Here is a 26,274-nt window from a genome sequence, read left to right as displayed (position 1 = left end):
CGCGGGTTTTTGTAGAGAGCCCATCCACGCGCGGCGTGGATGACGCATACGCCGCCGCTAATCCACGATGGCCGCGGCGATGTCGTGCAGCACTCGGGCGTTGCGCTCCACGTCGCTGCCCGGCTCGCCCGTGGCGGTCAGACTGTAGGTCTTGCTGTCTCCCGTCCAGGCAAGCTCAACCCGAGTACGGCCGACACTATCCACAACCTTCCCGAGATGAGCGGGCTTGCCGTCCACCACGGTGTTCTGCGCCTCCGCGATGACCTCGATCTGCATGCCCGCAGCGAGGAAGTTGTTCTCGCTGAACTCCACGATGCCGACACCCTCCAGCCGGTAGAAACGGCTCAAGCCCGAGGACTTTCCACCCTCCAACGCACCACTGGGCTCCATGCCAATCATCTCGGCTGCGCCCAGCAGGCTGCTTTCCAGCCTGCTGGGTGGCTGCGGCAGGCGCTGGCGCAGTTCTGGAGTTGAGCGGTGAGTCCGCGGCACGGCAGCCAGCATTTCGGCCTGCGTTGGGATGCTCCCTGCTGCAACCCGCACGACACCGTTGGATCGTTCGATGTCATCGCGAAGCTGCCGCTTCACTTCTCGGGGGGCATCAAGGTCTGCCAGTTTCACCATCTGGTAGCTGCCCACGCTGGCGGACGATCTTCCCATTGCCGAGGCCTCCTGCATTGCAGCCTGCATGGCGCGTTGGTGTAGCCAGCTCCCTACCGCATCGGGAGCAGGTTCATTCTGGGATGCTTGAGCTGACATCGACGTGGCCAGCGAGAATGCGATAAAGCAAAGACTCTTCATGATGCTCACCACTCCGAAAGTTGGCAATCGACCGCACTCGTGGATTGCGTAAATACGCGTCCGCCCAGCACCCATGTGTGATATCCGTGAACAACCATTCGTTCTGGATCACTGCCATCGCCTGCGTAAAATCGCCAGGAGTACAGTCCATTGTTAGCACCGAAAGCATGCTTCGGCTCAATGTTCCCGAGGGGAACGTGCCTGGTTACGGCCGACCCCTGAAAATTGCGAAACTGGGGCCGTTCATAGGGGATTCGTTGATGAATCCAATGCAGTTGGCCCGACTCAGTGCTTTTACTTCTGCTGCCGCATTGCCAGCCAGGCAGGTAAGCGCGGCACACAGAACGATGGGCAGAGAAACATGACATCTCATTGATTGCTCCACAGAATTGCGAGTCATCCCGCAATACCTGTGTATCTACTGTTGATGATCCGGTCTGGTGGAACAGTCGGTATCTGTGACGCCTTGCGTGCAGGAAGCTGACAGCGCGGCAAAACCCTACAGCGCGACGGCTTGGTCGATGGGCGCAGTTGCAGCCATCCCGGGCGAAACCCGACACTGGCTGCGCCGGGTTCCGTGAGAGCCCATCCACGCATGGCGTGGCTCTACTCCCACCGATGGCGTGAACCACCAGTAGATCCACGCCATGCGTGGATGGGTTGCCTGCCGTTACGGGCCCACCAGCGTACCGACGCTCAACTCCGGCATCCACACCCACAGGTCGTACGGCCGTTTCGCATCGGCATCGACCCGCGGCGCCGTGGCCACCTGCTCTGGAAGTGACCGCGCCACGCAGCGGCCCGCGCATCCCCACGCCTGACCACGCTGCGCGCCCAACCGTACGCTGTAGATATCCAGGTCCCGCAGCTGCGACGCCATCGGGTGCATCTGCATTTCCGGCGGCATACTTTGCGGGCGCTGCAGCATCGCGTGCACGTTGCCGGTCAGCACCAGCATGCGTGCGCCAGCCGGCAGTCGCCGGTACAGCCGCCGCAGCTCGGCCGCCATGCGGTCATCGCGTGCCTGGTTGCCGCCATCGCTGTTGTCGACGTCATAGCCGACCACATCGATGGCACGACCCTGTGCCTTCAGCGCACGCAGGTCTTCGATCATCGCCAGCATGTCGCGGCTGCGACGGCCGTCATGCTGGTCATCGCGCACGGTCCAGAACGCGCGGCCATGCAGGTGCTGGCGCGCCGCGGCCCCGCCATCGGATTCCAGATAGTCGTGCAGCGCAGGGTTCTCTGCACGCGGCAGTTCCAGGGCCAGCAGGACAGGGCCGTTACGGCTGTAGTCGTCCACCAGCTGGCGTACCAGCAGCGGTGTCTCGCGGGTACCGTGAAATTCACCCAGCACCAGCAGGCGATGCTCATCGGCGTGCTGGCGGATCTGCACGGCGGTGTCGTCGGCATGCGCACTAAGGGCCATGCCCAGCGTCAGCAGCAGCGCCGCAGTCCAGCGGAAGATCGAATGCATCCCTGCGCCTTCCTTTCCTTGGGGTCAGGAACAGCAATGGCGACACAGCAACCGCGGTTCAAGTAGATCCACGCCATGCGTGGATGCGCCCACCATCAGACCGGGTCAGAGCCCCGACGGGGATCCGCCCCCGAGTCGAGCATGGCTCGACTCTACAGCCAGGGCAGGATCCAATGGTCCACCAGCAGGAAGGCGAACAGCGCCATCAGGTAGACGATGGAGTAATAGAACATCTTCATCGAGAACAGTTCGTCCGGCGGATTGAGCATGCGCCAGGCGTACCAGAGGAACACCGCATTGAGCACGATCGCGCCGCCCAGGTAGAACGCACCGCTCATGCCCACCAGGTACGGCAGCAGGCAGACCAGCGCCAGCACCACCGAATACACCATGATCTGCTTGCGGGTGTGCACCACGCCGTGGGTCACCGGCAGCATGGGGATCTCCGCCTTTGCGTAGTCCTCGCGGCGGAAGATCGCCAGCGCCCAGAAGTGCGGCGGCGTCCAGATGAAGATGATCAGCACCAGCAGCGACGAGTACGCCCAGTCCGACGAACCCTGCATGCCGGTCACCGCGGCCCAGCCCAGCATCGGCGGCATCGCGCCGGCCAGGCCACCGATGACGATGTTCTGCGAGGTCGCACGCTTCAGGTACACGGTGTAGATGACCGCGTAACCGATCAGCGAGGCGAAGGTCAGCACTGCGGTGATCAGGTTCACCCACAGCACCAGGATGACCATCGACAGCACGATCAGCACGCCGGCGAACACCAGCACCTGCCACGGCTTGACCTTGCCCACCACCAGCGGACGCCACGAGGTGCGGGCCATCTGCGCATCGATGTGCGCATCCAGCAGCTGGTTGATCGCCGCGGCCGCCGAAGCGGCCAGCCAGATGCCCAGGAAGCCGAGCACGCCTGCGCGCACCTGCTCCCAGCTGGGCACGCCGGGGATGGCCAGGACCATGCCGACCAGGGCGGTGAAGACAATGAGGGCAACGACCTTGGGCTTGGTCAGGTCCCAGTACTGGCGGTAATTGGAAAACATGGAATCAGTCCGGGGCACGCAGGCGGGCCAGCAGGCTGACCAGCACGAACAACAGGGCAACGGCCACGCCGTTGTGGGCCACCGCCACTTCCAGCGGCAGCGCCAGCTTCACATTGAGGATGCCGAGGGTGACCTGCAGCACCAGCAGCGCGATCAACGCGCTGGCCCAGCCACGCATGCTCGGCAACCGGAACAGGCGTACGCCCAGCCACAGCAGGTAGACGGCCACCACCACCGCAAACATGCGGTGCGCCATCTGGATGGCGATACGTGAAGCGCCATCCAGCACGCCGCCTTCGTAATCCACGCCGATGCCGCGCCACAGGGTGAAGCCTTCGACGAAGTTGTGCTGCGGCCACCACTGGTTGGCGCAGCGCGGGAAGTTGTCCAACGAGGCGCTGCCACCGCCGCAGGCCAGCGCCGCGTAATTGGCGCTGACCCAGCCCCCCAGCGCGATCTGGGTGACCAGCACCGCTACGCCGATGCGCAGCAGCCACTTCAGCTTCGGCGCCTCGGCCAGGGTGATCGGCATGTGCGTCGCGCGCCAGGCCATCCACACCAGCAGGCCGAACATCAGCATGCCACCGAGCAGATGGCCCATCACTACGATGGGTTTGAGCAGCAGGGTCACCGTCCACATGCCCAGCAAGGCCTGGAAGATCACCACCGCCAGGGTCAGCAATGCAGCGCGCGCCAGGTCGATGTTGCTCCAGCGCAGCGCGGCGATCAGCAGGATCGCCTCACCGATCAACGCCAGCACGCTGGCCGTGCCATGCCAGCCCATCATGTACAGCGGTATGCCGGCGGCCACCAGCACGCAGGCGGTCACCACCGCCGTGCTTCCGAATCGCCGCTTGCGCGTGGCCAACAGGGCCAGGGTCAGGATCTCGATGCCCAGCGCGCCAGCCAGGAAGCGGTGCACCTGCTCACGCCAGGCCTTGTGGGTCTCCAGCGGGCGGATCTCCGCCGCCGGGTGGCCGATGGTCTCTTCCACGTGCTGCGGCCAGGTGGCCTGGCCATAGCAGGTCGGCCAGTCCGGGCAGCTCAGGCCGGCATCGGACAGGCGCACGAATGCGCCGAACATGATCGTGCTCGCGGTCATGATCATGGCGAACCACGCCAGGCGGTGGAAATTGCGGTGCAGCGCCGGACGCGCGGAAAGGCTCATCAAACGGGACTCACTTCAGTTTCAGCAACGTGGCCATGTCCTTGCGCAGGCCACCCAGGTCGGTGCCCGGGGCATGACGCATGATCACGAAGCCGTTCGGATCGATCACGTAGACCGGCAGGCCAGCCGGATCGTCGACGCCGGGCAGGGCCGCGCGCAGTGCTGGCGACGGAGCCAGCGGCCGCAGCGCGGGCAGCGAGGCGATCGACGCCGGTGGCGTTCCCAGCCACAGGATTTCGACATTATCGGCGTTATGGCCGAACAGCTGCCACACCTTGCCCAGTCCCTGCGACAAAGTGACGCACTGCGCGTCGCAGGCATCGGCCGGCGCCACCAGCAGGCGCCAGGTACGGGCCTCGGGGTTCCAGGCGTAGGGCTGGCCGCTGGCCAGGGTCGGCGCCTGCTGGCGCAGGTCCACCGGCGGCTTCAGCAGCTGGCCGGCATTGCGGTGCCCGGTCGGTTGCCAGCCGGAGAAGCGCAGCACGGCGGCCAGTGCCATCGCCCCGAAGAACACGGCAAACAGCAGCACCAGGGTCCGGCGGCCGGAGCCGCGCGCCTGCGGGGACGTAGCAGTGTTCATGCGGGGCATTTTCTCATGGTTGGGTAAGGGATGCGGGTGTGGTGCCCCGGTAGTGCTCGCCGCTGGCCGGCATCCAGGAATCCAAGGGGATGCCGGCCAGCGGCCGGCACTACCGGGCCACGGCACGTCTCCTGCGCCACTCCAGCACCAGCGCGACCACCAGCACGGTCAGGGCCAGGCCGAACCACTGCACGGCGTAGCCCAGGTGACGCTGCGGCGGCAGCGTGTTCGGCAGCAGGTCCAGATCGCGTTCGTCGCCGAATGGCAGCACCGGATCCAGCCGCAGCACGCGGTCGGGCAATACCGGTAGGCCAAGCGCCGCCGCCAGGCCTTCGGCGGGCAAACGGCTGGCCAGCCAACGCCCGGCCTCATCGGTAGCGGAGAACGCCGGGCCCAGTGCCAGTCCCGCCGACGGCGGCGGCGCCAATAACCCACGCACCGCCACCGGCGAAGGCGGCGCCGGCACATCCGGCAGCGTGCGATCCGGCGGCAGCGCGCGCCAGCCGAGGTCGACCAGCAGCACGCTGCCTCCGTCACTGCGGAACGGACGATAGATCTTCACCCCGGCGCGACCATGCCGGGTCTGGTTGTCCAGCAGCACCACGCCGGGCAGGAAGCGGCCGTGGTCGGCCACGCCATGCAACGCGCCGGGCGCCGCCAGAGCCTGCGCCAGTGGCAGCGCCTGTGCCACGGCTGGACCTTGTGCATCCAACATTGCCTGTTTGGCATGCATGCGCTGCAGCTGCCACAGCCCCAATGCGCTGAAACCGGCCATCGCCAGCACCGCCAACAGCCAGCCGATCACGCGCGTGTGCTGGCGCATCATGACAAGTCCGCGCAAACGCGGTCAGATAGGCCCATCCACCCTGCCCTCGAGCCGCGCATGAGTGATTCGCTGAAGACCCTGCTGGTAATCGCGTTTCTGATCGTCATCGTCTGGAATCTGGGCGCCGGCCTGTATTACCTGCTGGTCGACCGCGGCCAGACCAAGCGCACGGTCAACGCACTGACACGCCGCATCGCGGTGTCGGTGGCGTTGATCCTGCTGGTGATCGTGAGCATCTACATGGGCTGGATAAAACCGCACGGCATCGGCGGCTGAGGCCACCGATACGTGCGCGGTCAAAGCACGTAGACGAACATGAAGAGCATCAGCCACACCACGTCGACGAAGTGCCAGTACCACGCGGCGGCTTCGAAACCGAAATGGTTGTCGCGGGTGAAGTGCCCCTTGGCCGAACGCAGCCACATCACGATCAGCATGATCGTGCCCAGCAGCACGTGCGCACCGTGGAAGCCGGTCAGCATGAAGAACGTTGAACCGTAGATGCCCGAACCGAGCGTCAGGTTCAGTTCCTTGTAGGCGTGGATGTACTCCTCCGCCTGCAGGGTCAGGAAGCCGAGGCCGAGCACCACGGTCAGGCCCAGCCAGATCAGCAGCTGGCGGCGGTTGCCCGCCTTCAGTGCGTGGTGGGCGATGGTCAGGGTCACGCCGGAGGTCAGCAGGATCAGCGTATTGATCAGCGGCAGGCCCCAGGCCGGAATGGTCTGGAACGCGCCACCGATCGCCGCCGGGCCATTGGTCGGCCATCCGGCGGAATAGCCCTGCCAGAGCAGCTCGTTGGTCATCACCCCGCGGCCTTCGCCGCTGAGCCACGACAGGCCCAGGTTGCGGGTGTAGAACAGCGCGCCGAAGAACGCACCGAAGAACATCACTTCGGAGAAGATGAACCAGATCATCCCCATCCGGAACGAGCCATCGACCTGATGGTTGTAGTTGCCGGCCTGCGATTCGCGCACCACGTCGCTGAACCACCAGAACAGGGTCAGCACCAGCATCGCGATGCCGATGTAGAACGTCCAGCGTCCCCAGCTGGCATCGTTGAGCCAGCTGGCCACACCGACCATGGTCACCATCATCGCGATGGAACCCACGAACGGCCATTTGCTCTGGGCCGGGACGAAGTACACGTTGGCGTCGGTCGGTGTCTGGGCCATGTCGGTATCCGGGGTCAGGGTGCGGCGTGCGCGCCTTCCGAGGTGGCGGCCGGAGCCAGCCGATCGGACAGCGCGTCGTTGCGGTAGAAGGTGTAGGACAGCGTGATCGTCTTGATCTCCGGTGGCAGGTCCGGATCGACGATGAAGCGCACCGGCATGTCGCGCTTCTCGCCGGCCTGCAGCGTCTGCGCGGTGAAACAGAAGCACTCGGTCTTGCTGAAGAAGCCCGACGCACGCGCCGGCGCCACCGAAGGCACCGCGCTGCCGACCACTGCCTGCTGGCTGTCATTGCGGGCGAAGTACAGCGCTTCGTTGAGTTCGCCGGGCACCACGTCCATGGTCAGCTGCTCGGGATGGAACGACCATGGCAGCCGTGAGTTGACCCCGCCATCGAATTCCACGCGCACGGTGCGCTTGCCGGTCACGGCGCCGGTACTGGCCTCGCTGCCGGGACCGCGCTCCAGGCGCACGCCGAACACCTTTTCGCAGGCGATGCGGTACAGCGGCACCAGCGAGAACGTGAGCAGGAACACCGCCACCGCCACACCGATCAGGCGCGGCAGTCCCGCACTGCGTGACGGTGTGCTGGCCGGTGCGTCGCTCATCGGCCGATCACCCCACTGAGGATGAAGCCGACGTAGACCAGCACGGCGATGGCGCCGACCCACATCGCCGTGCGCCTGGCGCGCTGGCGTTGCTGCTCGATGCTTCCACCCTGGTAGAGCCGACCGCTGGTCGGCTGCGCTTCGCTGTTGTAGAGCCGAGCCGTGCTCGGCTGCTTTTCGTCAGTCGAGCATGGCTCGACTCTACCGATCGGGAGCGGGCTTTCGTTATGCATGCCCCACCTCAATGCGTGATGTCGTCATGCGCCAGATCCCCCGGGCGGATGGTCGGCGGCGTGGTGAACGTATGCGCCGGTGCCGGCGACGGCAGCGTCCACTCCAGGCCACGCGCACCTTCCCAGGAACGGGCCTCGGCCTTCTCGCCATTGCGCAGCGAGGACAGCAGGATCGCGGCCATCATGAACGGGGTGACAAACATGCCGAACGCGCCGATCGAGCTGATCAGGTTCCAGTCGGCGAAGGCCACGCTGTAATCGGGAATGCGGCGCGGCATGCCGGCCAGGCCGAGGAAGTGCTGCGGGAAGAACAGCAGGTTGACGAATACGATCGACCACCAGAAGTGCACCTTGGCCCACTTCTCGCTGTACATCCGCCCGGTCCACTTCGGCCACCAGTAGTACACCGCCGCGATCAGCGCGAACACCGCGCCGGTCACCAGCACGTAGTGGAAGTGCGCGACCACGAAGTAGGTGTCGTGGTACTGGAAGTCAGCCGCCACGATCGCCAGCATCAGGCCGGAGAAGCCACCGATGGTGAACAGGATGACGAACGCCACCGACCACAGCATCGGTGCCTCGAACGTCAGCGAGCCACGCCACATGGTGCTGACCCAGTTGAACACCTTCACCCCGGTCGGGATCGAGATCAGCATGGTGGCGAACATGAAGTAGATCTCGCCACCCAGCGGCATGCCCACGGTGAACATGTGGTGGGCCCAGACGATGAACGACAGGAACGCGATGGCGGCGGTGGCGTACACCATCGCCTGGTAGCCGAACAGCGGCTTGCGGCTGAAGGTCGGGATGATCTCGCTGACCACGCCGAAGGCGGGCAGGATCATGATGTAGACCTCGGGGTGCCCGAAGAACCAGAAGATGTGCTGGTACATCACCGGGTCACCGCCACCGGCGGCGTTGAAGAAGCTGGTACCGAAGAACTTGTCGGTCAGCAGCATGGTCACCGCACCGGCCAACACCGGCATCACCGCGATCAGCAGGAACGCAGTGATCAGCCAGGCCCAGCAGAAGATCGGCATCTTCAGCAGGTCGATGCCCGGCGCACGCATGTTCAGCACGGTGGCGATGATGTTGATCGCGCCCATGATCGAGCTGATGCCGGCCACGTGGATGGCGAACACGCTGAAGGCGACGTTGTAGCCGCCCTGCAGCGACAGCGGCGGGTACAGCGTCCAGCCGCCGGCCGGCGCACCACCGGGCAGGAACAGGGTCAGCAGCAGCAGGCTGAAGGCCACCGGCAACAGCCAGAACGACCAGTTGTTCATGCGCGGCAGCGCCATGTCCGGCGCGCCGATCTGCAGCGGGATCATCCAGTTGGCGAGGCCGACGAAGGCCGGCATCACGCCGCCGAAGATCATCACCAGCGCATGCACGGTGGTCATCTGGTTGAAGAACTCGGGCTTGACGAACTGCAGGCCCGGCTGCGCCAGCTCAGCGCGGATCACCACGCTCATCGCCGCACCGATGATGAACATGATGAAGCTGAAACCCAGGTACAGCGTGCCGATGTCCTTGTGGTTGGTCGAGAAGAACCAACGCTCGAAGAAACTCTGCTGGTGATGGTGATCGTCGTGCCCAACTGCCGAGTGCGCCATTGCAAAACACCTCTCAGAATCGGTTGTCACCACGGCCGCGAACGGCCGCGGGCTTTACATCACGCTCCGTTGGCCGCGGTGGCAGGCGCGCTGCCCGCTTCTGCAGCAGCAGGCGCAGCCGGTGCCTCGCTCGCCGGTGCAGTCGGTGCAGCCGGTTCGGCAGGTGCCGCCGGCGTTGCCGGCTCGGCGGGCGGCGCCGGCTTGCGCTGCGCCAGCCACTGCTTGAACTCTTCCTTGGACACCGCCTCGACCACGATCGGCATGAAGCCATGGTCCTTGCCGCACAGCTCGGCGCACTGGCCGCGGTAGACGCCGGGCTGCTCGATGCTGGTCCAGGCCTCATTGATGAAACCGGGGATGGCGTCCTGCTTCCAGCCCAGCGCCGGCACCCACCAGGCGTGGATCACGTCGTCGGAGGTGATGACGAAGCGCACCTTGGTATCGACCGGCAGCACCAGGCGGTTGTCGACATCCAGCAGGTAATGCGGGTGAGTCTCGCGGGTCGGCACGATGCCACTTTGCCGCACGCGGTCGGACTCGCGGTCCAGGCGGCTGGTGAAGGTGACGTTCTCGCCGAGATATTCGTACTTCCACATCCACTGGTAGCCGGTGACCTTCACCGTCATCTCGGCATCGCGGGTGTCGTACATCTTGATCAGGTTGGCCGTGGCCGGCCATGCCATCACGATCAGGATGATCACCGGGATCACCGTCCAGATGATCTCGGCCTTGGTGTTGTGGCTGAAGGTGGCGGCGACCGCACCCTTGGATTTGCGGAACTTGAAGATGGCGTAGGCCATCGCCCCGAACACGATGACGCCGATCACCGTGCAGATGATCAACGAGAGATTGTTCGATTCCCAGGCCAGGCGCGAGGTCTGGGTCACCCCCTTGCCCATGTTCAGCTGCCACGGCTTGGGATCGGCCGCCTGGGCCCAGGCCAACGCCGGCATCAGTCCCCCGGCCACCATGGCGGCGACCGCTGCAACGCACTTCGTGCCCCACCTGCTGCTTTGCTTCATTGCCTAGACCCTTAGCGTCGTCGGTTGCCGCCATCGCTGGCGGCGAGCAAGCTTTCAAGTGTCTCTGCGAGCGTCTGACGTTCGGCCGGCGCGAGGAAACTCCCCACCTCCACCTGCCGGCCGCTGGATGCCAGCCGGACCCTCTCGTCGTCGGTGAGCAGGCGCACCCAGTGGGGGTGGGCCCGGAACACCGGCGATCCACCGGGTACGGGGATGACCTCCACGTACGCCGGCACTACCCGGATCTCCTCCTGCCGTTCACCACTGCGCCACAAGGCACGCAGTGCCGCCGCCAGCACCAGGCTGTACAGCAGCGCGAACAGGGGGGCGAATGCATTGCCGGCCAACCACCCGAGGGCGGACACCAGCCACATCGCACCCGACAACACGGTGAACAACAGGACGAACTGCCGGGCATCGAGCGCCCGTGGGGGACGCAGCCGCAGCTGCGTACCTGACCCATCCGGAGCTGGAAGCACCTCGATCATGTCGCAACCGCGTTCCTGCCGCGGGAAACGTCTCGATGGTAGCCCCGCCCTCTCGCCGGTAGCAAGGGTGCATTCACACTTTTTACCATGCTGCAACACAGCATGAGGTCGGCGGCACGAATGACGAATTCAGCACAAATTCTGCCGAGCTTGCTGAACACGCTGAATCCACCGCAGCTAGGGGCTATCAGCGCTTCACGAAGGTGGCTGATGGGCACTTCCGCAACCCGCAAAAATGATTAAAATCGCCAAGTTTTCCACTGGCCGGACCGGCATGAACGCACCTTCCTCCTCCCCTGCCGCCCACGACGCTCCGCGTCCCGGCGCGCTGCTGTCGCCGGAACTGCCGGCGCCCCCCAACCCGTTCCGCCAGGCCATCACCGATGGCTGGTTGAAGGACGAGGCCAGCCACGTGCGCGAGCTGCTGGCGCAGGCCCGCCTGCCCGCCGAAGAGCAGGCCAAGGTGCAGGCGCTGGCCGCCGACCTGGTCGGCCGCGTGCGCGTGCGTGCCAAGGACCAGGGCGCGATCGAAGCCTTCATGCGCCAGTACGACCTGGGCAGCGAGGAAGGCGTGCTGCTGATGTGCGTGGCCGAGGCGCTGCTGCGCATTCCGGACCAGGACACCGCCGACAAGCTGATCCGCGACAAGCTGGCCGATGCCGACTGGGAAAAGCACCTGGGCGGCAGCGACTCGGTGCTGGTCAACGCCTCCACCTGGGGCCTGATGCTGACCGGCAAGCTGGTGCAGATGAACGACGCCACCCGTGCCGATGCGCCCAGCGCGTTCAAGCGCCTGGTCGGCCGCGTCGGTGAGCCGGTGGTGCGCCTGGCCGTGCGCCAGGCGATGAAGATCATGGGCCACCAGTTCGTCGTGGGCCGCACCATCAGCGAAGCGCTGTCGCGCTCGCACAAGGGCGACAACGCGAATTACCGCTACTCGTTCGACATGCTGGGCGAAGGCGCGCTGACCATGAAGGACGCGCTGCGCTACCTGGAAGACTACCGTCGTGCGATCCACGCCATCGGCGGCGACCACAAGGCACGCGGCGGCCGTCCGGACGGTGACGTCAACAACGCGCCGGGCATCTCGATCAAACTGTCGGCGCTGTACCCGCGCTACGAGCACGCCAAGCGCGAGCGCGTGCTGAAGGACCTGGTGCCGGGCGTGCTGGAACTGGCACAACTGGCCAAGAGCTACGGCATCGGCTGCACCGTCGACGCCGAAGAGTCCGACCGCCTGGAACTGTCGCTGGACATCATCGAGCAGGTCTTCTCCGACGCCTCGCTGGCCGGCTGGGACGGCTTCGGCGTGGTCGTGCAGGCCTACCAGAAGCGCACGCCGTACACGATCGACCACCTGGCCGACATGGCCCGCCGCGCCGGTCGCCGCCTGCAGGTGCGCCTGGTCAAGGGCGCCTACTGGGACGCCGAGATCAAGCGCGCGCAGATCGAAGGCTACCCGGGCTACCCGGTGTTCACCCGCAAGCAGAACACCGATGTCTCCTACCTGGCCTGCGCCAAGCGCCTGTTCACGCATGCCGACGCGATCTACCCGATGTTCGCCACGCACAACGCACACACCATCGCGGCCGTGCGCAGCATCGCCAACGGTGGCGTGTACGAGCACCAGAAGCTGCACGGCATGGGCGATGACCTGTACGCGGAAGTGGTGCCGGCCGACCGCTTGAACCTGCCCTGCCGCGTGTATGCACCGGTCGGTTCGCATGAAGACCTGCTGCCGTACCTGGTGCGTCGCCTGCTGGAAAACGGCGCCAACTCCAGCTTCGTCAACCGCATCACCGACGAGCGCGTGCCGATCGCCGACCTGATCCGCGATCCGGTCGAGATGGTTGCTTCGTTCGAATCGATTCCGCATCCCAAGATCCCGCTGCCGGTTGACCTGCTGCGCAGCCAGAACCACGACAGGAAGAACTCCATGGGCGCCAACCTCGCCAACGACAACGAACTGCGCGCCCTCGCCGAGCAGATCAACGCTGCAGTGAAGCCGTGGCAGGCCGCCCCGCTGGTGCCGGGTGCGAACCCGGCCGGCGCCGCGCTGCCGGTGACCAATCCGGCCGACACCCGCGAAGTGGTCGGCCAGTGGCTGGCCGCCGATGCCGCCACCGTGCAGAAAGCCCTGGCCAACGCCGTGGCCGCGCAGCCGGCCTGGAACCGCACCCCGGCCGCCAGCCGCGCCGCCATCCTCGAGCACGCCGCCGACCAGCTGGAAGCGCGCATGCCGGAGTTCATGGCGCTGTGCGTGAAGGAAGCCGGCAAGAGCCTGCCCGACAGCATCGCCGAAGTGCGCGAAGCCGTGGATTTCCTGCGCTACTACGCCAAGCAGGCGCGCGAGCAGTTCAGCCACGCCGAGAAGCTGCCCAGCCCGACCGGTGAATCCAACGAGCTGCAGCTGCACGGCCGCGGCGTGTTCGTCTGCATCAGCCCGTGGAACTTCCCGCTGGCGATCTTCCTGGGCCAGGTCGCTGCCGCCCTGGCCGCCGGCAACAGCGTCATCGCCAAGCCGGCCGAGCAGACCAACCTGATCGGCTACTACGCGGTGAAGCTGCTGCATGACGCCGGCGTGCCGGCCGAGGTGGTGCAGTTCCTGCCGGGCGACGGTGCCACCGTCGGTGCCGCACTGACCGCCGACCCGCGCGTGGCCGGCGTGGCCTTCACCGGCTCCACCGACACCGCCCGTGCGATCAACCGCGCGATGGCCGCACGTGACGCCGCCATCGGTGTGCTGATTGCCGAGACCGGTGGCCAGAATGCCTTCATCGCCGACTCCTCGGCACTGCCGGAACAGCTGGTCAAGGATGCGATCGGCTCCGCCTTCACCTCGGCCGGCCAGCGCTGCTCGGCCGCGCGCGTGCTGTTCGTGCAGGACGACATCGCCGACAAGGTGATGACCATGCTGGCCGGTGCGATGAAGGAACTGAAGGTCGGCAACCCGGGCCTGCTGTCCACCGACGTCGGCCCGGTGATCGACGCCGACGCGCTGAAGATCCTGCAGGACCACGCCGAACGCATGGACCGCGAAGCGCGCCTGATTGCTGCCGCCGAGCTGTCTGCCGAAGCGGCCAATGGCACCTTCTTCGCGCCACGTGCGTACGAACTGAAGGACCTGGGCCAGCTGCAGAAGGAAGTGTTCGGTCCGGTCCTGCACGTGATCCGCTGGAAGGGCGACCAGCTCGACGCGGTGATCGACCAGATCAACGCCACCGGCTACGGCCTGACCCTGGGCGTGCATTCGCGCATTGACGAGACCGTCGACCGCATCAGCAACGGCGTCCACGTCGGCAACGTCTACGTCAACCGCAACCAGATCGGTGCGGTGGTCGGCGTGCAGCCGTTCGGCGGCCAGGGCCTGTCCGGCACCGGCCCGAAGGCCGGCGGCCCGCACTACCTGCTGCGCTTTGCCACCGAAAAGACGGTGACGGTGAACACCACCGCTGCCGGCGGCAACGCCTCGCTGCTGACCCTGGGCGACTGATCGCCCGGTAGTTGCAGTGAACGAAAAACCCCGCGAAAGCGGGGTTTTTTGTGCTTTTTTCCTGTAGCGCCGAGCCCATGCTCGGCTTGTACGGTGCAGCCGAGCGTGGGCTCGGCGCTACACCCGCATCAGGCCGCGCCAATGACGCAACGCCACCAGCGCGTTGATCCAGAAGCCCACGTACAGGATCGAGGTCAGGTGCAGGCCACGGCTGTAGTACAGCGGCACCGCAACGGTGTTCACCAGCAGCCACACCCACCACGATTCCAGCTTGCGCCGCATCATCAGGATCTGCGCGATCACGCTCAGCACCAGTACCGCCGAATCGATGTAGGGCGCGTAGGCGTTGGTCAGGCGGGTCAGCATCCAGCCGTAGCCGAACGTGGCCACCACCGCCAGCGGCGCCAGCCAGGCCCATGCACGCGGTCGCAATGAGGTGATCGGCAGCGGCGCACCGTGATCGCCACGCAGCCACTGCCACCAGCCCAGCACGCTGATGGCAATGAAGAAGAACTGCAGCACCATGTCCGCGTAAAGATGCGAGCGCTCGAACACCGCTGCAAACAGCGCACAGCCGACGATGCCCAGCCACCAGGTGTGCACGTTGTTGCGGCCGGCCAGCAGGATCGAGCCGGCGACGGCGATGTTGGCAGCCAGCTCCAGCTGGAAGTTCGGATCGGACAGGTTCATGGCGCTATTGTCGTGGATCCACGCCGTGGATGGCTGCGCTCTTCAGTAGATCCACACCACGCGTGGATGGCCCGGGGCCACAGAAAAGAAAGCCCCGCTTGCGCGGGGCCTTCCGTGTGCTGCGTCAGGCCGAGGCCCGAATCAGAACTTGTACTGGAACGAAGCCGCCAGCACGTCGCCACGGACCTTGTACTTGCCCGACAGCGAGTTGCCCTGGTTGGCAGTGGTCGCACGCACGTTCACGTTCGGATCGCTGGTGAACAGGTGGGTGTAGCCAAAGTTGTACTCGGTGTTTGCCGACGGGGTCCAGCCCACGCCCAGCGACAGCCACTTGCGGCTGGTATCCGGCACGCGCACGTCGCGGTGGGCGTCGGTGGTCGGGGTCTGGTCCAGCGCAACACCACCGCGCAGGGTGACGGTGTCGCTCAGCTTGTAGTCGGCGCCCAGCGACACGAAGGTGGTGTCACGGTAGCCGAACTCCAGGACCGAGTCCGCCTGCGGCGACGCATAGTCGACGGTGACGCTGTCAAAGGCGGTCGACCAGGCGGTACGGGTCACGTCGCCCATCACGGTCCAGCGGTCGTTGACCTTGTGGGTCACGCTCAGGGTGGCCGAGGCCGGCATGGTCACCGTGGCCTTGCCGCTGGTGTCCATGAACCAACCGCGGGTACGCGGCGAGTTGGTCAGCAGCGAACGTGCGCGGTCGGCGCCGCTGAAGGTCGCATCACCACCGGTGATCTTGTGCTCGACCTTCGAACGGTAGCTCAGGCCGATGTGGGTGTTCTCGTCGATCGAGAACAGGCCACCGACGGTCCAGCCCACGGCATTGTTGTCACCCTCGATCTTCAGGGTGCCATCCGCGCTGCCCGGGGCGAAGCCCGGAGCGCCGGCGCCGGCCAGGATGCTGCCGTAGTCGACGGCGTTGCTCAGCTCGATGGTCAGGTGCTCGACGAACACCGACGCGCCGAACGACACGTACGGGTTGACGTCATACGACGCGGCGAAGCCAAGGTCGATGGCCTTCAGATCGGTCTTCAGGCCGCTGTAACGACCCACCCAACCGTTGTCGTATTCGGTCTTGAAGCCGAACGGTGCGGTCAGCGACACACCGAAGTGGGCCTGCTCGCCGATCGGCATGTGGAAGTACGCAGCCGGGACCGGAGCGATCATGCCGGCGTCGCCGCCGTCACCACCGGTCTGCGGGCGGCCTGCCGCATTGCGGCCCTGGCCCTTGAACTCGGCCTTGAAGCTGATGGCGCTCAGGTCGCCCTGGACCATCGTGCCTTCCAGCTGGCGCATGCCGGCCGGGTTGACGGCGATGATGGAGGCGTCGCCTTCGGCGCTGCCGGAACCGGCGAACGCGCGGCCGAGGCCCTTGGCGCTGTTTTCCTTCAGCTGGAAGGCGGCAGCGTTGGCATCGGCGGCGGCCAGCGCACCGGCAACGCCGACGGCCAGCAGGGTCAGTCGGGCAATGGTGGAAGCGGTTTGCATCGTAGTTCTCTCTCCGGTAAGCGGTGATGGTGCTCTAAGTGCGCCTGCGCCCGGCAGGCCTTGGGGCCCTTCGGAGCGCGCCGGATTCCCCTCCCGACATACGACGCCGTATGCGAGTATTACCCAGAGCTGTTAATGAAACAATAACAGCGCAGGCGCTTTTTTCGTCCCAGAAGCTGAACAGGACAATCCCCGCCGTAAGCGCCCGCACGCTAGGCTATTGCCCATGTTCGTCTCCCTCCCGTCGCGCAAGAAGGCGGCCCTGCGCTGGGCCACGCCCGTGCTGTTTGCGGCACTGTGGCTGGCGTTCCTGTGGTCGATTTCGCGTCCGGACGACGCCCGGGGCAGCCTCTGGCTGGACTGGGGCGCCCTGTCCACCGGCCTGACCCACCCGCTGGACTGGTGGGCGACCCTGCAGGACGGCAGCGTGCTGCGGCTGTTCACGGCCCTGTTCCTGCACGCGGACTGGTCACACCTGCTGGGCAACCTGGTATTCCTGCTGATCTTCGGCCTGCCTGCTGAGCGGGTGCTGGGCCCGTGGCGGCTGCTGCTGCTGTTCCTGGTCGGCGGTGCCGTTTCCAATCTGGTGGCGATCTACACCATGGGCAGCCCGGACCAGATCATCATCGGCGCCAGCGGCGCGGTGTCCGCACTGATCGGCGCCTATCTGGCGCTGTTCCCGGGTGCACGGCTGGGCGTGGTCATTCCGCTCGGCCTGTTCCTGGAGTTCGTGCGCGCCCCGGCCTACCTGCTGATCGGCGTCTGGGCCGCCCTGCAGGTGGTGTTCGCCCATATCGGCCCAAGCTTCGGCATGGTGGCCTGGTGGGCGCACATCGGCGGCTTCGTGTTCGGCGTGGTGTACGGGGTCTACGTGCGGGCGGCCATCGCCCGCCGCCTGCGCAAGCGCCACGGCTTCTGACCCCTGGTAGTGCCGGCCGCTGGCCGGCTCCACGCGCACCCGCTCGTTCTTGGATCAGTCGAGCACGGCTTGTATGTTCCTCCCGGCTCCTACGCGGTATGTAGGAGCCAGGGTGGAGGGACCGTCAAGCATGCATCTGCGGATACTAGCCGACAGACGAGTCGAGCGATCCCCATCCCGCACACGAACGTCGATAAAGGATCGTACGGCCCCCAAAGGGGATCGTCGATGTAGGCAAGCTAACGTCGGTGCGGTACCACCCCAGCCCCTTAAAGATAGCTGGGAGCCGTACAAATGTCTGATTCTCTCGATATTGGCGTGGACGTGGACTCCAAGGAGTTCGTACCGGCAGTGGCCGACCGCAAGGCCGGCGACAGGATCGCCAACACCCGGGCCGGCATAGCCCAGTGGCTCAACACCTTGCCCCAGCGATGCCGGATTGGCATGGAGGCGACGGGGCGGTACTACGAGTTGTTGGCTCGGATGGCTGGCCAGGCAGGCCACGTTGTCTATGTGATCAATCCACGTCTGATCAAGCACTACGGCCGGGCGACGGGCTCGCGTGGCAAGACGGACGCCATGGACGCCGAAGCGATCGCCCGGTACGTGAAGAAGGAGAACGATCGCCTGCGTGAATACGTACCGCGTACCGATGAGCAGCAGCAGATGCACGATTTGCTGCGCAAGCGGCAGACGCTGGTAAAGACACGCGCGCGGCTGGAGCAATCCTTCGGGGTAAGCAAAAGTGCCCCCGGGGAGCTGTCAGATCTGTTCTGCGCTCTGGCTGGGACGCTGTCCGAGCTGGAAAGCGAACTGCAGCGCTTGGGTCGCGATGGAGAGCATGGCACGCTCTACAAGCGCCTGTTGACCATCCCTGGTATCGGCCCCGCCGTCGCCGCTCACCTGATTTACTACATGACGCGCTGGCCGTTGGCCAACGCCAACGCGTGGATCGCCTGCACGGGCCTGGATCCCCGGCCCAACGAGTCTGGCGGCAGAACGGGACGGCGTCGGCTGTCCAAACAGGGCGCGCCAGTGCTGCGCCAGATGCTCTACATGGCCGCAATGGGGCTCAAGCGGTGTCGCCAGGGGCAACCGCTCTACGACGAGCTGTCAAAACGCGGTCACCCCAGCACCGCCGTCTTCAACATCCTGGCCAGAAAGCTGGCCAGGATCGCCTGGGGTGTCTTCAAAAGCGGCCGGGACTTCGATCCGGCCATGCTGAAGGTGGGTCAAGCCTGCTTCCAGCAGGCTTGACCACGAACATAGGATCTCGACTCTACAGAATCAGGGCTTGGCCGGGACGGGTGCGGGCTTCGCTTCCGGCTTCGCTTCTGGCTTCGCTTCTGGCTTCGGTTCTACCTTCGCTTCCGGCTTCGCCGCAGCGGCCTTCGCAGCCTTGGCCGCATCCACTTTCGCCGCTTCGGCCTTCAAGCGTGCAGCCACCGAACCCGGGTTCTTCAGCTCGGCCAGCGCGTCGTTGATCGGGCCATCGCCCGGCAGTACCGCACCGGCGTGATAGCCCTCAGTGCCCTCGTCGTCACCGCGCAGATGGCCCGGCAGGGTCGCTTCGCTGTAATCGCTCAGGCTGGCCGGCAGTGCATCCTCGGCCGGCGTAGCGGCCGGCTTCAGTTCGACCTCCGGCACGATGCCCGTGGCCTGGATCGACTTGCCGCTGGGCGTGTAATAACGCGCGGTGGTCAGCTTCACCGAGTCACCGTTGTCCAGCGGCAGCACGGTCTGCACCGAGCCCTTGCCGAAGGTGCGGCTGCCAACCACGCGGGCGCGCTTGTTGTCGCGCAGTGCGCCGGCCAGCACTTCCGAGGCACTGGCCGAACCGGCGTCGACCAGCACCACCACCGGTGCGCCCTTCAGCAGGTCGCCCGGCGTTGCATCGAAACGTGCATCGCTGATGCTGATGCGGCCGCGGGTACTGACGATGTTGCCCTTGTCGAGCAGGTCGTCGGCCACCTGCACGGCAGCGGTCAGCAGGCCACCCGGGTTGCTGCGCAGGTCCAGCACCAGGCCCTTGAGCTGGCCACCGGACTGCTTCTGCAGCTGCTGCACGTGCTTCTGGAAGTCCGAACCGGTGTCGGCCTGGAAGGTGCTCAGGCGGATGTAGCCATAGCCCGGTTCCAGCAGGCGGCTGCGCACGCTGGTCACGCGGATGGTCTGGCGGGTGAGGCTGACATCGAACGGCTTGGGCTTGCCTTCGCGCACGATGGTCAGCACCACCTTGCTGCCGGCCGGGCCGCGCAGCGGTTCGCTGGCATCGATCGCGCTGATCGGCTTGCCGTCGATGGCGATGATCAGGTCACCGGCGAGGATGCCGGCCTTGGCCGCCGGCGTGTCGTCGATCGGCGAGATCACCTTCATGCTGGCGTTGTCTGGCTGCTGCTGCAGCTCAACGCCGATGCCTTCGTAGGCGCCGCTGGCCTGTTCGTCGAAGGCCTGCGCGTCTTCCTTGTTGAAGTAGGTGCTGTGCGGGTCGAGGTCGAGCAGCAGGCCACGCACCGCTGCCTGCATCAGCTTCTTGTCATCGACCGGATCGACGTAGGCGGCCCGCACTGCGTTGTAGACGGCCACGAAGCGGCGGATGTCCTCCAGCGGCACCTTCGAGGTCACCGCCTCCTCGCTGCTCGCTGCCTGCCCGCCGGTTTCCTGGCTCGGGGCGGGCGCGGTCTGCTGCGCCCAGGACAGCGCTGGCAACAGGGCCAGCAAGAGGGTGGCGGTACGGGCTGCGCGCATGGATCACTCCTGTCGACGGTGGCATGGTGCCCAAGGCACATGCACCGATTATGCGCGAAGCACAGCTAAATTCCCGTTGAATCCAGCCCGCACCTGGCGAGCGGGGATTCAGCGCCGCTGCAGCCAGCTGTCCGGATTCACCGGTTGCCCGCCACGACGCAGCTCGAAGTACAGCGCGGTGACCCCTTGGCCCCCCGAGTTGCCGACCTTGGCCACCGCATCGCCACGGCTGACCCGTGCACCGGCGTCCTTGAGCAGGGTGTCGTTGTGGGCGTACAGGCTCATGTAGCCATTGCCGTGGTCGACGATCAGGATCATGCCGTAGCCGGTCATCCAGTCGGAGAACACCACGGTACCGTCGGCCACAGCGGTGACGGTGCTGCCGGCCGGTGCGCCGATCAGCACGCCGCTGCTGGTACGCCCGTCAGGCAGCTTGCCGCCGTAGCGGGCCAGCAGGTTGCCGGACAACGGCCAACCCAGGCCCCCCACCTTCGGGGCCGGTGCGGAAGCCACCGCCGGCGGAACCTTGGTGGGCGGTGGCGGCCGTCCCTGTGCCGCGGCCTGGCGTGCGGCACGTTCGGCAGCGGCCTTCTCCGCTGCCGCACGGCGCGCAGCCGCGCGACGCTCGGCCTCGGCACGGGCGGCGGCCGCACGCAGATTGGCCAGCAGTGTTTCCAGCGCCTTGGCGTCCTGGCCCAGCGCCTGTTCCTTCTCGCGCTGGTCCTTGAAGCGCTCGTCCAGCGAGGCCACGGTCTTTGCACGATCGCGGCGGTCGGCTTCCAGCGCCGCTGCCTGCTGCTTCTGGTCCTGCTGCGCCCCCTGCAGCTTCTGCTTGCGCTCGGCAATCTGCGCCTGCAGCGCTTCCAGTTCCTTCAGGTCGGCGGTCAGCGTGGTGATGCGCTGGGCCCGCTCACGCTGCAGGTAGCGGTGGTAGGCCAGGGCACGGTTGGCATCGGCCACCGTGTCCTGCGACAACAGCAGTTTCAACGGTGCATGGTTGCCCAGCTGGTAGGCCGCGCGCAGCAGGCCGGCCAGCTCGCGGTGCTGCTGGGCGAGGTTGGCCTGCAACGTGCTGCGGCGCTGTTCGGCCTCGGCCAGGGCCCTTCCCTGCTCGCGCAGCGCGGTTTCGGTCTGCGCAAGCGCACGGCCGGTGCGGGCCACCTTCTCGTCGGCCTCACGCAGCTGCTGCGAGGCCTGGCCACGCTGGCCCTCGATCTGCCGGCGCTCCTGCGCCACGCCCTTCAGTTCACTGCGCAGTTTCTGCAGCTTGCGCTCGGTCTCGCGCGTGGTCTGCGCGGCCCCCGGCAGCGGTAACGCCAGTGCCAAGGCCAGCCCCAACAGCAGGCAGCGCCCGCCGCGAGCAGCGGCGATGTGATGTCGGCGTGATGGGAAGGCGTTGTTGCGCAAGGGCTTTCCAGTGACTTCAGGCAGTTGCAGGGGGTACCGGGGAATGGTGACATCTCCGCACGCGGCCTGCCAGCCGCACATCCATCGAGGTCCCCATGAAAGCTCTCTCCATTCCGCTGCTGTTGGGCGTACTGCTGGTCACCGGGCCAGTGGCAGCGCAGGAAAACATCAGCAAGGTCAACGGCAGCATCAGCGCCGAACCCGGCCAGCGCTACGGCAAGCTGGACACCGTCAACGGCGGCATCCGCGTCGGCGAAGGCGTCGAGACCGGCAGCATCGACACCGTCAACGGCGGGGTCAAGGTCGCCGATCGCGCGCGCACCGGCAAGATCGAAACGGTCAACGGCGGCGTACGCCTGGGCCGCGAAGTGATCGCCCACGGCAGCGTCAGCACCGTCAACGGCAGCATCTTCAGCGATCGCGGCAGCCAGATCGAAGGCGGTGTTGAAACCGTGAACGGTGGCATCGGGCTGGTCGAAAGCCGCGTCGGCAACGACGTGGAAACCGTCAACGGTGACATCACCGTGGGCATCGGTTCGCAGGTCAAGGGCGGTGTGCACGTGCGCAAGCCAAACTTCAGCGTCTCGCTGACCGCCAGCCGCAAGCCACGCGTGATCATCGGTCCGAATGCCGTGGTGGACGGCCCGTTGCAGTTCGAACGCGAGGTGGTGCTGTACGTGCACCGCACGGCCCGCATCGGCCCGGTCACCGGCGCCGAGCCGATCCCGTTCGACACCGAAACCGCTCCGGCGGACTGAGCACACCGCGCCCATCGGTTCGGTGATACTCGCTGTTACCGGTCGTACACGTGGTGCGGCCGCCCTTTGTTTTCCAGGAATCGACGATGCCCCGCAAACTCCTCCTGTGCCTGGCCGCTGCGGCCGCGCTCAGTGCCTGCAAAGGCGAAGACACGCCGGCGCCCGCGCCGGCCACCGACACCGCCGCTGCCAAGCCGGCGGCCCATGCGTTCTCGCCGGAGATCAACGCCGGCGACTTCGCCGAGATGGTCAAGACGCTGGCTTCGGATGAATTCGAAGGCCGCGCCCCGGGCAGCAAGGGCGAGGAACTGACGGTCAACTACATCCGCGACCAGATGCAGCGCATCGGCCTGCAGCCCGGCAACGGCGACAGCTGGTTCCAGGATGTGCCGATGACCGAGACCACGGCCGACGAATCGACCGTGCTGAAGATCACCCAGGGCGGCAAGACCACCGAGCTGAAGTTCGGCACTGACATGGTGGTGGGTACCCGTACCGGCCAGGCCGAGGTGAAGGTCGATGCCAGCGACCTGGTGTTCGTCGGCTATGGTGTCGATGCGCCGGAGCAGAAGTGGAACGACTACGCCGGCCAGGACTGGAAGGGCAAAACGGTCGTCATGTTCGTCAACGACCCGGGCTTCCATGTCGATGACGCGAAGCTGTTCGACGGCAAGCGCATGACCTATTACGGGCGCTGGACCTACAAGTTCGAGGAGGCTGCGCGAAAGGGCGCCGCTGCCGCGCTGATCGTGCACGACACCGCCGGCGCTTCCTACGGCTGGGATGTGGTGAAGAACTCCTGGGCAGGCCCGCAGTACGACCTGCCAGCCAAGGATGACCCGGAAGCCCGCATTCCGGTGCAGGGCTGGCTGAGTGCCGACGCTGCCAAGGCGCTGTTCGCCGGTGCCGGCCTGGACCTGGCGCAGGCCTACAAGGACGCCAGCAAGCGCGGCTTCAAGCCGGTGCCGCTGAAGGCCACCGCTGCGGTCGATCTGAAGAGCCAGATCGCGCAGAAGCAATCTCGCAACGTGGTGGGCGTACTGCCGGGCAGCAAGCGTGCCGACGAGGCCGTGCTGTACATGGCGCACTGGGATCACCTAGGCAAGCACGAGGGCGAGACCGGCGACAACATCTACAACGGCGCGGTCGACAACGCGACCGGCGTGGCCGGCATCCTCGAGGTGGCTGAAGCCATGGCCCACCAGGAGCCGAAGCCGGAGCGCTCGGTGGTGTTCCTGGCGGTGACCCTGGAAGAATCCGGCCTGCTGGGTTCGAAGTACTACGTTGCCCATCCGACCTTCCCGCTGGACAAGATCGCCGGCGTGATCAACATCGATGCGATGTCGGTGGCTGGCCGTGCCAAGGACGTGACCGTCACCGGCTTCGGCAGCTCGGAGCTGGAAGACATCCTCAAGCCGCTGGCCGCGGCCCAGGACCGTACCCTGCACGGTGAGACCTCGGTGCAGAGCGGCTTCTACTTCCGTTCCGATCACTTCAACTTCGCCAAGGCCGGTGTGCCGGCCCTATACGCCGATGGCGGCGAAGACCTGCGCGAGGGTGGCGTGGACGCGGGCCGCAAGGCTGCAGCCGACTACGGCGCCAACCGCTACCACGGCCCGAAGGATGAGTTCGATGCGGCCACCTGGAAGCTGGACGGCACCGTCGAAGACCTGCAGCTGATGTACGGCGTCGGCAAGGAACTGGCCGGTGGCGATCGTTGGCCGAACTGGTACGAAGGCAACCCGTTCAAGGCAGCCCGCGACGCGATGATGAAGGACAAGGCCCCGGCTGCGGCGAAGTAGCGTCGAGCTTGCTCGACTGAGTACTGAAGCAAGCCAAGGCGGCGCCCGCAAGGGCGCCGCTTTTTTGTGTGTGATCGCGCCCTGCAGTTGTAGATGCCAACCTTGGTTGGCGCCGTGGTTCCATGCAGAGAGCATCCACGCATGGCGTGGATCTACTTGTAGTGCCGGCCGCTGGCCGGCAAACGATCGCTGTGTGGGCCTGCTGTTGGTAGCTGCCAACCTTGGTTGGCGCCGTGGTTCCATGCAGAGAGCATCCACGCATGGCGTGGATCTACTTGTAGTGCCGGCCGCTGGCCGGCAAACGATCGCTGTGTGGGCCAGCTGTTGGTAGCTGCCAACCTTGGTTGGCGCCGTGGTTCCTCACGGAGGGCCTCCACGCATGGCGTGGATCTATGGGGCGATGTAACGCCGTCGGGTTGCCGGCCAGCGGCCGGCACTACCCGCATTTCGCGCGCACAAAGAAAAACCCCGCTGCGTAAGCAGCGGGGTTTTGAGGTGTAAACCCTGGCGATGACCTACTCTCGCATGGCTTGAGCCACACTACCATCGGCGCAGCTGCGTTTCACTTCCGAGTTCGGGATGGGATCGGGTGGTTCCACAGCGCTAATTTCACCAGGGAGACGGTTGCAGCAGCGCTTGCAGCGCCAGCTTCGCGATCTTGCCCTTGGGGCGGAAGGTACCCGGAAAATGCAGTGCCTTCACTTAATAAGAAAAACCCCGCTGCGTGAGCAGCGGGGTTTTTGGGTATAAACCCTGGCGATGACCTACTCTCGCATGGCTTGAGCCACACTACCATCGGCGCAGCTGCGTTTCACTTCCGAGTTCGGGATGGGATCGGGTGGTTCCACAGCGCTAATTTCACCAGGGAGGCGGTTGGAGCGTCGCCATCCGATACAGCCGGATAAGGCGCCTGCCTCTCGTAGTTCTTGTGACGTAGCGTGCACTTGGATGCTCTTACGACGCTGTCGTAAAGCCAAGGCAACTTGAGGTTATATGGTCAAGCCTCTCGGATCATTAGTATCAGTTAGCTCAATACATTGCTGTACTTACACACCTGACCTATCAACCACGTAGTCTACATGGTTCCTTCATTCGGGGGCTTGTGCCCCGGGAGATCTCATCTTGAGGCGCGCTTCCCGCTTAGATGCTTTCAGCGGTTATCGCTTCCGAACATAGCTACCCGGCAATGCCACTGGCGTGACAACCGGAACACCAGAGGTTCGTCCACTCCGGTCCTCTCGTACTAGGAGCAGCCCCTCTCAAATCTCCAACGCCCATGGCAGATAGGGACCGAACTGTCTCACGACGTTCTGAACCCAGCTCGCGTACCACTTTAAATGGCGAACAGCCATACCCTTGGGACCGACTACAGCCCCAGGATGTGATGAGCCGACATCGAGGTGCCAAACACCGCCGTCGATATGAACTCTTGGGCGGTATCAGCCTGTTATCCCCGGAGTACCTTTTATCCGTTGAGCGATGGCCCTTCCATACAGAACCACCGGATCACTAAGTCCTAGTTTCCTACCTGCTTGATCCGTCGATCTTGCAGTCAAGCACGCTTATGCCTTTGCACACAGTGCGCGATGTCCGACCGCGCTGAGCGTACCTTCGAGCTCCTCCGTTACTCTTTAGGAGGAGACCGCCCCAGTCAAACTACCCACCATACACGGTCCCCGACCCAGATAATGGGCCCAGGTTAGAACGTCAAGCACGACAGGGTGGTATTTCAAGGATGGCTCCGCTGCAGCTAGCGCCACAGTTTCATAGCCTCCCACCTATCCTACACAGACGAACTCAACGTTCAGTGTAAAGCTATAGTAAAGGTTCACGGGGTCTTTCCGTCTTGCCACGGGAACGCTGCATCTTCACAGCGATTTCAATTTCACTGAGTCTCGGGTGGAGACAGCGCCGCTGTCGTTACGCCATTCG

The 26,274-nt window shown here is 65.4% G+C and carries 22 protein-coding genes and 3 rRNA genes (1 of these 25 cut by a window edge); 6 read left to right on the top strand and 19 right to left on the bottom strand.

All coding sequences use genetic code 11. The features are described from left to right. Nucleotides 1-57: 57 nt before the first annotated feature. The 6 genes from ACZK2R_RS01620 to ACZK2R_RS01595 form a co-directional block, all read right to left on the bottom strand. Complete coding sequence (locus tag ACZK2R_RS01620) at nucleotides 58-690, bottom strand: hypothetical protein (RefSeq protein WP_253144975.1); 633 nt, start codon at nucleotides 688-690, stop codon at nucleotides 58-60. A 781-nt stretch (nucleotides 691-1,471) separates the two neighbouring features. Next, complete coding sequence (locus tag ACZK2R_RS01615; protein ID WP_180838559.1) at nucleotides 1,472-2,278, bottom strand: calcium-binding protein; 807 nt, start codon at nucleotides 2,276-2,278, stop codon at nucleotides 1,472-1,474. 152 nt (nucleotides 2,279-2,430) lie between these two features. Then, complete coding sequence (cyoE, locus tag ACZK2R_RS01610) at nucleotides 2,431-3,324, bottom strand: heme o synthase (RefSeq protein WP_010484229.1); 894 nt, start codon at nucleotides 3,322-3,324, stop codon at nucleotides 2,431-2,433. Between the two features lie 4 nt (nucleotides 3,325-3,328). Then, a complete protein-coding gene (locus ACZK2R_RS01605; RefSeq protein ID WP_099551635.1) occupies nucleotides 3,329-4,492 on the bottom strand; it encodes a COX15/CtaA family protein in 1,164 nt (387 codons plus the stop codon). Between the two features lie 10 nt (nucleotides 4,493-4,502). Next, the gene (locus tag ACZK2R_RS01600) at nucleotides 4,503-5,072 is read right to left on the bottom strand and encodes a hypothetical protein (RefSeq protein ID WP_180838558.1); all 570 of its coding nucleotides are present in this window, start codon (nucleotides 5,070-5,072) and stop codon (nucleotides 4,503-4,505) included. A gap of 109 nt (nucleotides 5,073-5,181) precedes the next feature. Next, nucleotides 5,182-5,898, bottom strand: coding sequence for an SURF1 family protein (locus ACZK2R_RS01595; protein WP_180838557.1), 717 nt, complete (start codon nucleotides 5,896-5,898; stop codon nucleotides 5,182-5,184). Between the two features lie 57 nt (nucleotides 5,899-5,955). Between ACZK2R_RS01595 and ACZK2R_RS01590 the strand changes: the two genes are divergently transcribed. Then, complete coding sequence (locus ACZK2R_RS01590; RefSeq protein WP_005412025.1) at nucleotides 5,956-6,174, top strand: twin transmembrane helix small protein; 219 nt, start codon at nucleotides 5,956-5,958, stop codon at nucleotides 6,172-6,174. A 20-nt stretch (nucleotides 6,175-6,194) separates the two neighbouring features. On the opposite strand, the gene ACZK2R_RS01585 is transcribed toward ACZK2R_RS01590, so the two are convergent. Genes ACZK2R_RS01585 through ACZK2R_RS01560 form a run of 6 tightly spaced genes read right to left on the bottom strand, consistent with a single transcriptional unit; the run spans nucleotide 6,195 to nucleotide 11,034 of the window. Then, complete coding sequence (locus ACZK2R_RS01585; RefSeq protein WP_005412024.1) at nucleotides 6,195-7,070, bottom strand: cytochrome c oxidase subunit 3; 876 nt, start codon at nucleotides 7,068-7,070, stop codon at nucleotides 6,195-6,197. Nucleotides 7,071-7,084: 14 nt separating this feature from the next. Then, nucleotides 7,085-7,675: a cytochrome c oxidase assembly protein gene (locus tag ACZK2R_RS01580; protein ID WP_107432934.1), complete on the bottom strand. Its 591-nt coding sequence runs from the start codon at nucleotides 7,673-7,675 to the stop codon at nucleotides 7,085-7,087. Further along, on the bottom strand, nucleotides 7,672-7,908 hold the full coding sequence (locus ACZK2R_RS01575) for a hypothetical protein (protein WP_032129721.1): 237 nt from the start codon (nucleotides 7,906-7,908) through the stop codon (nucleotides 7,672-7,674). The genes ACZK2R_RS01580 and ACZK2R_RS01575 overlap by 4 nt, the downstream gene beginning before the upstream one ends. An 8-nt stretch (nucleotides 7,909-7,916) precedes the next feature. Beyond that, nucleotides 7,917-9,524 carry a cytochrome c oxidase subunit I gene (ctaD, locus tag ACZK2R_RS01570; RefSeq protein ID WP_004153896.1) on the bottom strand — a complete coding sequence of 536 codons (1,608 nt, stop codon included), beginning with the start codon at nucleotides 9,522-9,524 and terminating at the stop codon, nucleotides 7,917-7,919. A 59-nt stretch (nucleotides 9,525-9,583) separates the two neighbouring features. Beyond that, complete coding sequence (gene coxB, locus ACZK2R_RS01565) at nucleotides 9,584-10,546, bottom strand: cytochrome c oxidase subunit II (RefSeq protein WP_125895785.1); 963 nt, start codon at nucleotides 10,544-10,546, stop codon at nucleotides 9,584-9,586. Nucleotides 10,547-10,557: 11 nt separating this feature from the next. Then, nucleotides 10,558-11,034 (bottom strand): DUF2244 domain-containing protein, encoded by a 477-nt coding sequence (locus ACZK2R_RS01560; protein ID WP_004153894.1) that lies wholly within the window; start codon nucleotides 11,032-11,034, stop codon nucleotides 10,558-10,560. 274 nt (nucleotides 11,035-11,308) lie between these two features. On the opposite strand from ACZK2R_RS01560, the gene putA reads away from it, so the two are divergent. After that, nucleotides 11,309-14,527 (top strand): bifunctional proline dehydrogenase/L-glutamate gamma-semialdehyde dehydrogenase PutA, encoded by a 3,219-nt coding sequence (gene putA, locus ACZK2R_RS01555; RefSeq protein ID WP_478487722.1) that lies wholly within the window; start codon nucleotides 11,309-11,311, stop codon nucleotides 14,525-14,527. Nucleotides 14,528-14,644: 117 nt separating this feature from the next. On the opposite strand, the gene pnuC is transcribed toward putA, so the two are convergent. Then, nucleotides 14,645-15,217: a nicotinamide riboside transporter PnuC gene (gene pnuC / locus ACZK2R_RS01550; RefSeq protein ID WP_032129718.1), complete on the bottom strand. Its 573-nt coding sequence runs from the start codon at nucleotides 15,215-15,217 to the stop codon at nucleotides 14,645-14,647. 141 nt (nucleotides 15,218-15,358) lie between these two features. Then, entirely contained in the window at nucleotides 15,359-16,708 is a 1,350-nt protein-coding gene (locus ACZK2R_RS01545) for an outer membrane protein transport protein (protein WP_180838556.1), read from the bottom strand. 226 nt (nucleotides 16,709-16,934) lie between these two features. Between ACZK2R_RS01545 and ACZK2R_RS01540 the strand changes: the two genes are divergently transcribed. Both ACZK2R_RS01540 and ACZK2R_RS01535 read left to right on the top strand, forming a co-directional pair. Next, nucleotides 16,935-17,627, top strand: coding sequence for a rhomboid family intramembrane serine protease (locus ACZK2R_RS01540; protein WP_019662230.1), 693 nt, complete (start codon nucleotides 16,935-16,937; stop codon nucleotides 17,625-17,627). Nucleotides 17,628-17,921: 294 nt separating this feature from the next. Continuing rightward, nucleotides 17,922-18,884 carry an IS110 family transposase gene (locus tag ACZK2R_RS01535; RefSeq protein ID WP_132809226.1) on the top strand — a complete coding sequence of 321 codons (963 nt, stop codon included), beginning with the start codon at nucleotides 17,922-17,924 and terminating at the stop codon, nucleotides 18,882-18,884. A 30-nt stretch (nucleotides 18,885-18,914) separates the two neighbouring features. On the opposite strand, the gene ACZK2R_RS01530 is transcribed toward ACZK2R_RS01535, so the two are convergent. Both ACZK2R_RS01530 and ACZK2R_RS01525 read right to left on the bottom strand, forming a co-directional pair. After that, on the bottom strand, nucleotides 18,915-20,375 hold the full coding sequence (locus ACZK2R_RS01530; RefSeq protein WP_180838774.1) for a S41 family peptidase: 1,461 nt from the start codon (nucleotides 20,373-20,375) through the stop codon (nucleotides 18,915-18,917). Nucleotides 20,376-20,483: 108 nt separating this feature from the next. Beyond that, a complete protein-coding gene (locus tag ACZK2R_RS01525; protein ID WP_010484243.1) occupies nucleotides 20,484-21,782 on the bottom strand; it encodes a murein hydrolase activator EnvC family protein in 1,299 nt (432 codons plus the stop codon). A gap of 95 nt (nucleotides 21,783-21,877) precedes the next feature. Here ACZK2R_RS01525 and ACZK2R_RS01520 point away from each other — a divergent pair, with 95 nt between their 5' ends. Next, nucleotides 21,878-22,540 carry a DUF4097 family beta strand repeat-containing protein gene (locus tag ACZK2R_RS01520; RefSeq protein ID WP_032129713.1) on the top strand — a complete coding sequence of 221 codons (663 nt, stop codon included), beginning with the start codon at nucleotides 21,878-21,880 and terminating at the stop codon, nucleotides 22,538-22,540. A gap of 86 nt (nucleotides 22,541-22,626) precedes the next feature. Next, nucleotides 22,627-24,342 (top strand): M28 family metallopeptidase, encoded by a 1,716-nt coding sequence (locus ACZK2R_RS01515; protein ID WP_049421206.1) that lies wholly within the window; start codon nucleotides 22,627-22,629, stop codon nucleotides 24,340-24,342. Nucleotides 24,343-24,844: 502 nt separating this feature from the next. Here ACZK2R_RS01515 and rrf (ACZK2R_RS01510) read toward each other — a convergent pair. The 3 genes from rrf (ACZK2R_RS01510) to ACZK2R_RS01500 form a co-directional block, all read right to left on the bottom strand. Then, a 5S ribosomal RNA gene (rrf, locus tag ACZK2R_RS01510) occupies nucleotides 24,845-24,959 on the bottom strand. 134 nt (nucleotides 24,960-25,093) lie between these two features. Beyond that, nucleotides 25,094-25,208: ribosomal RNA gene (rrf, locus tag ACZK2R_RS01505) — 5S ribosomal RNA — on the bottom strand. A gap of 127 nt (nucleotides 25,209-25,335) precedes the next feature. After that, a 23S ribosomal RNA gene (locus ACZK2R_RS01500) occupies nucleotides 25,336-26,274 on the bottom strand; it runs 1,945 nt beyond the window's last position.

The sequence above is a fragment of the Stenotrophomonas sp. 96582_Sma genome, assembly GCF_056480905.1.
This window is presented reverse-complemented; position numbering and strand designations above follow the sequence as displayed.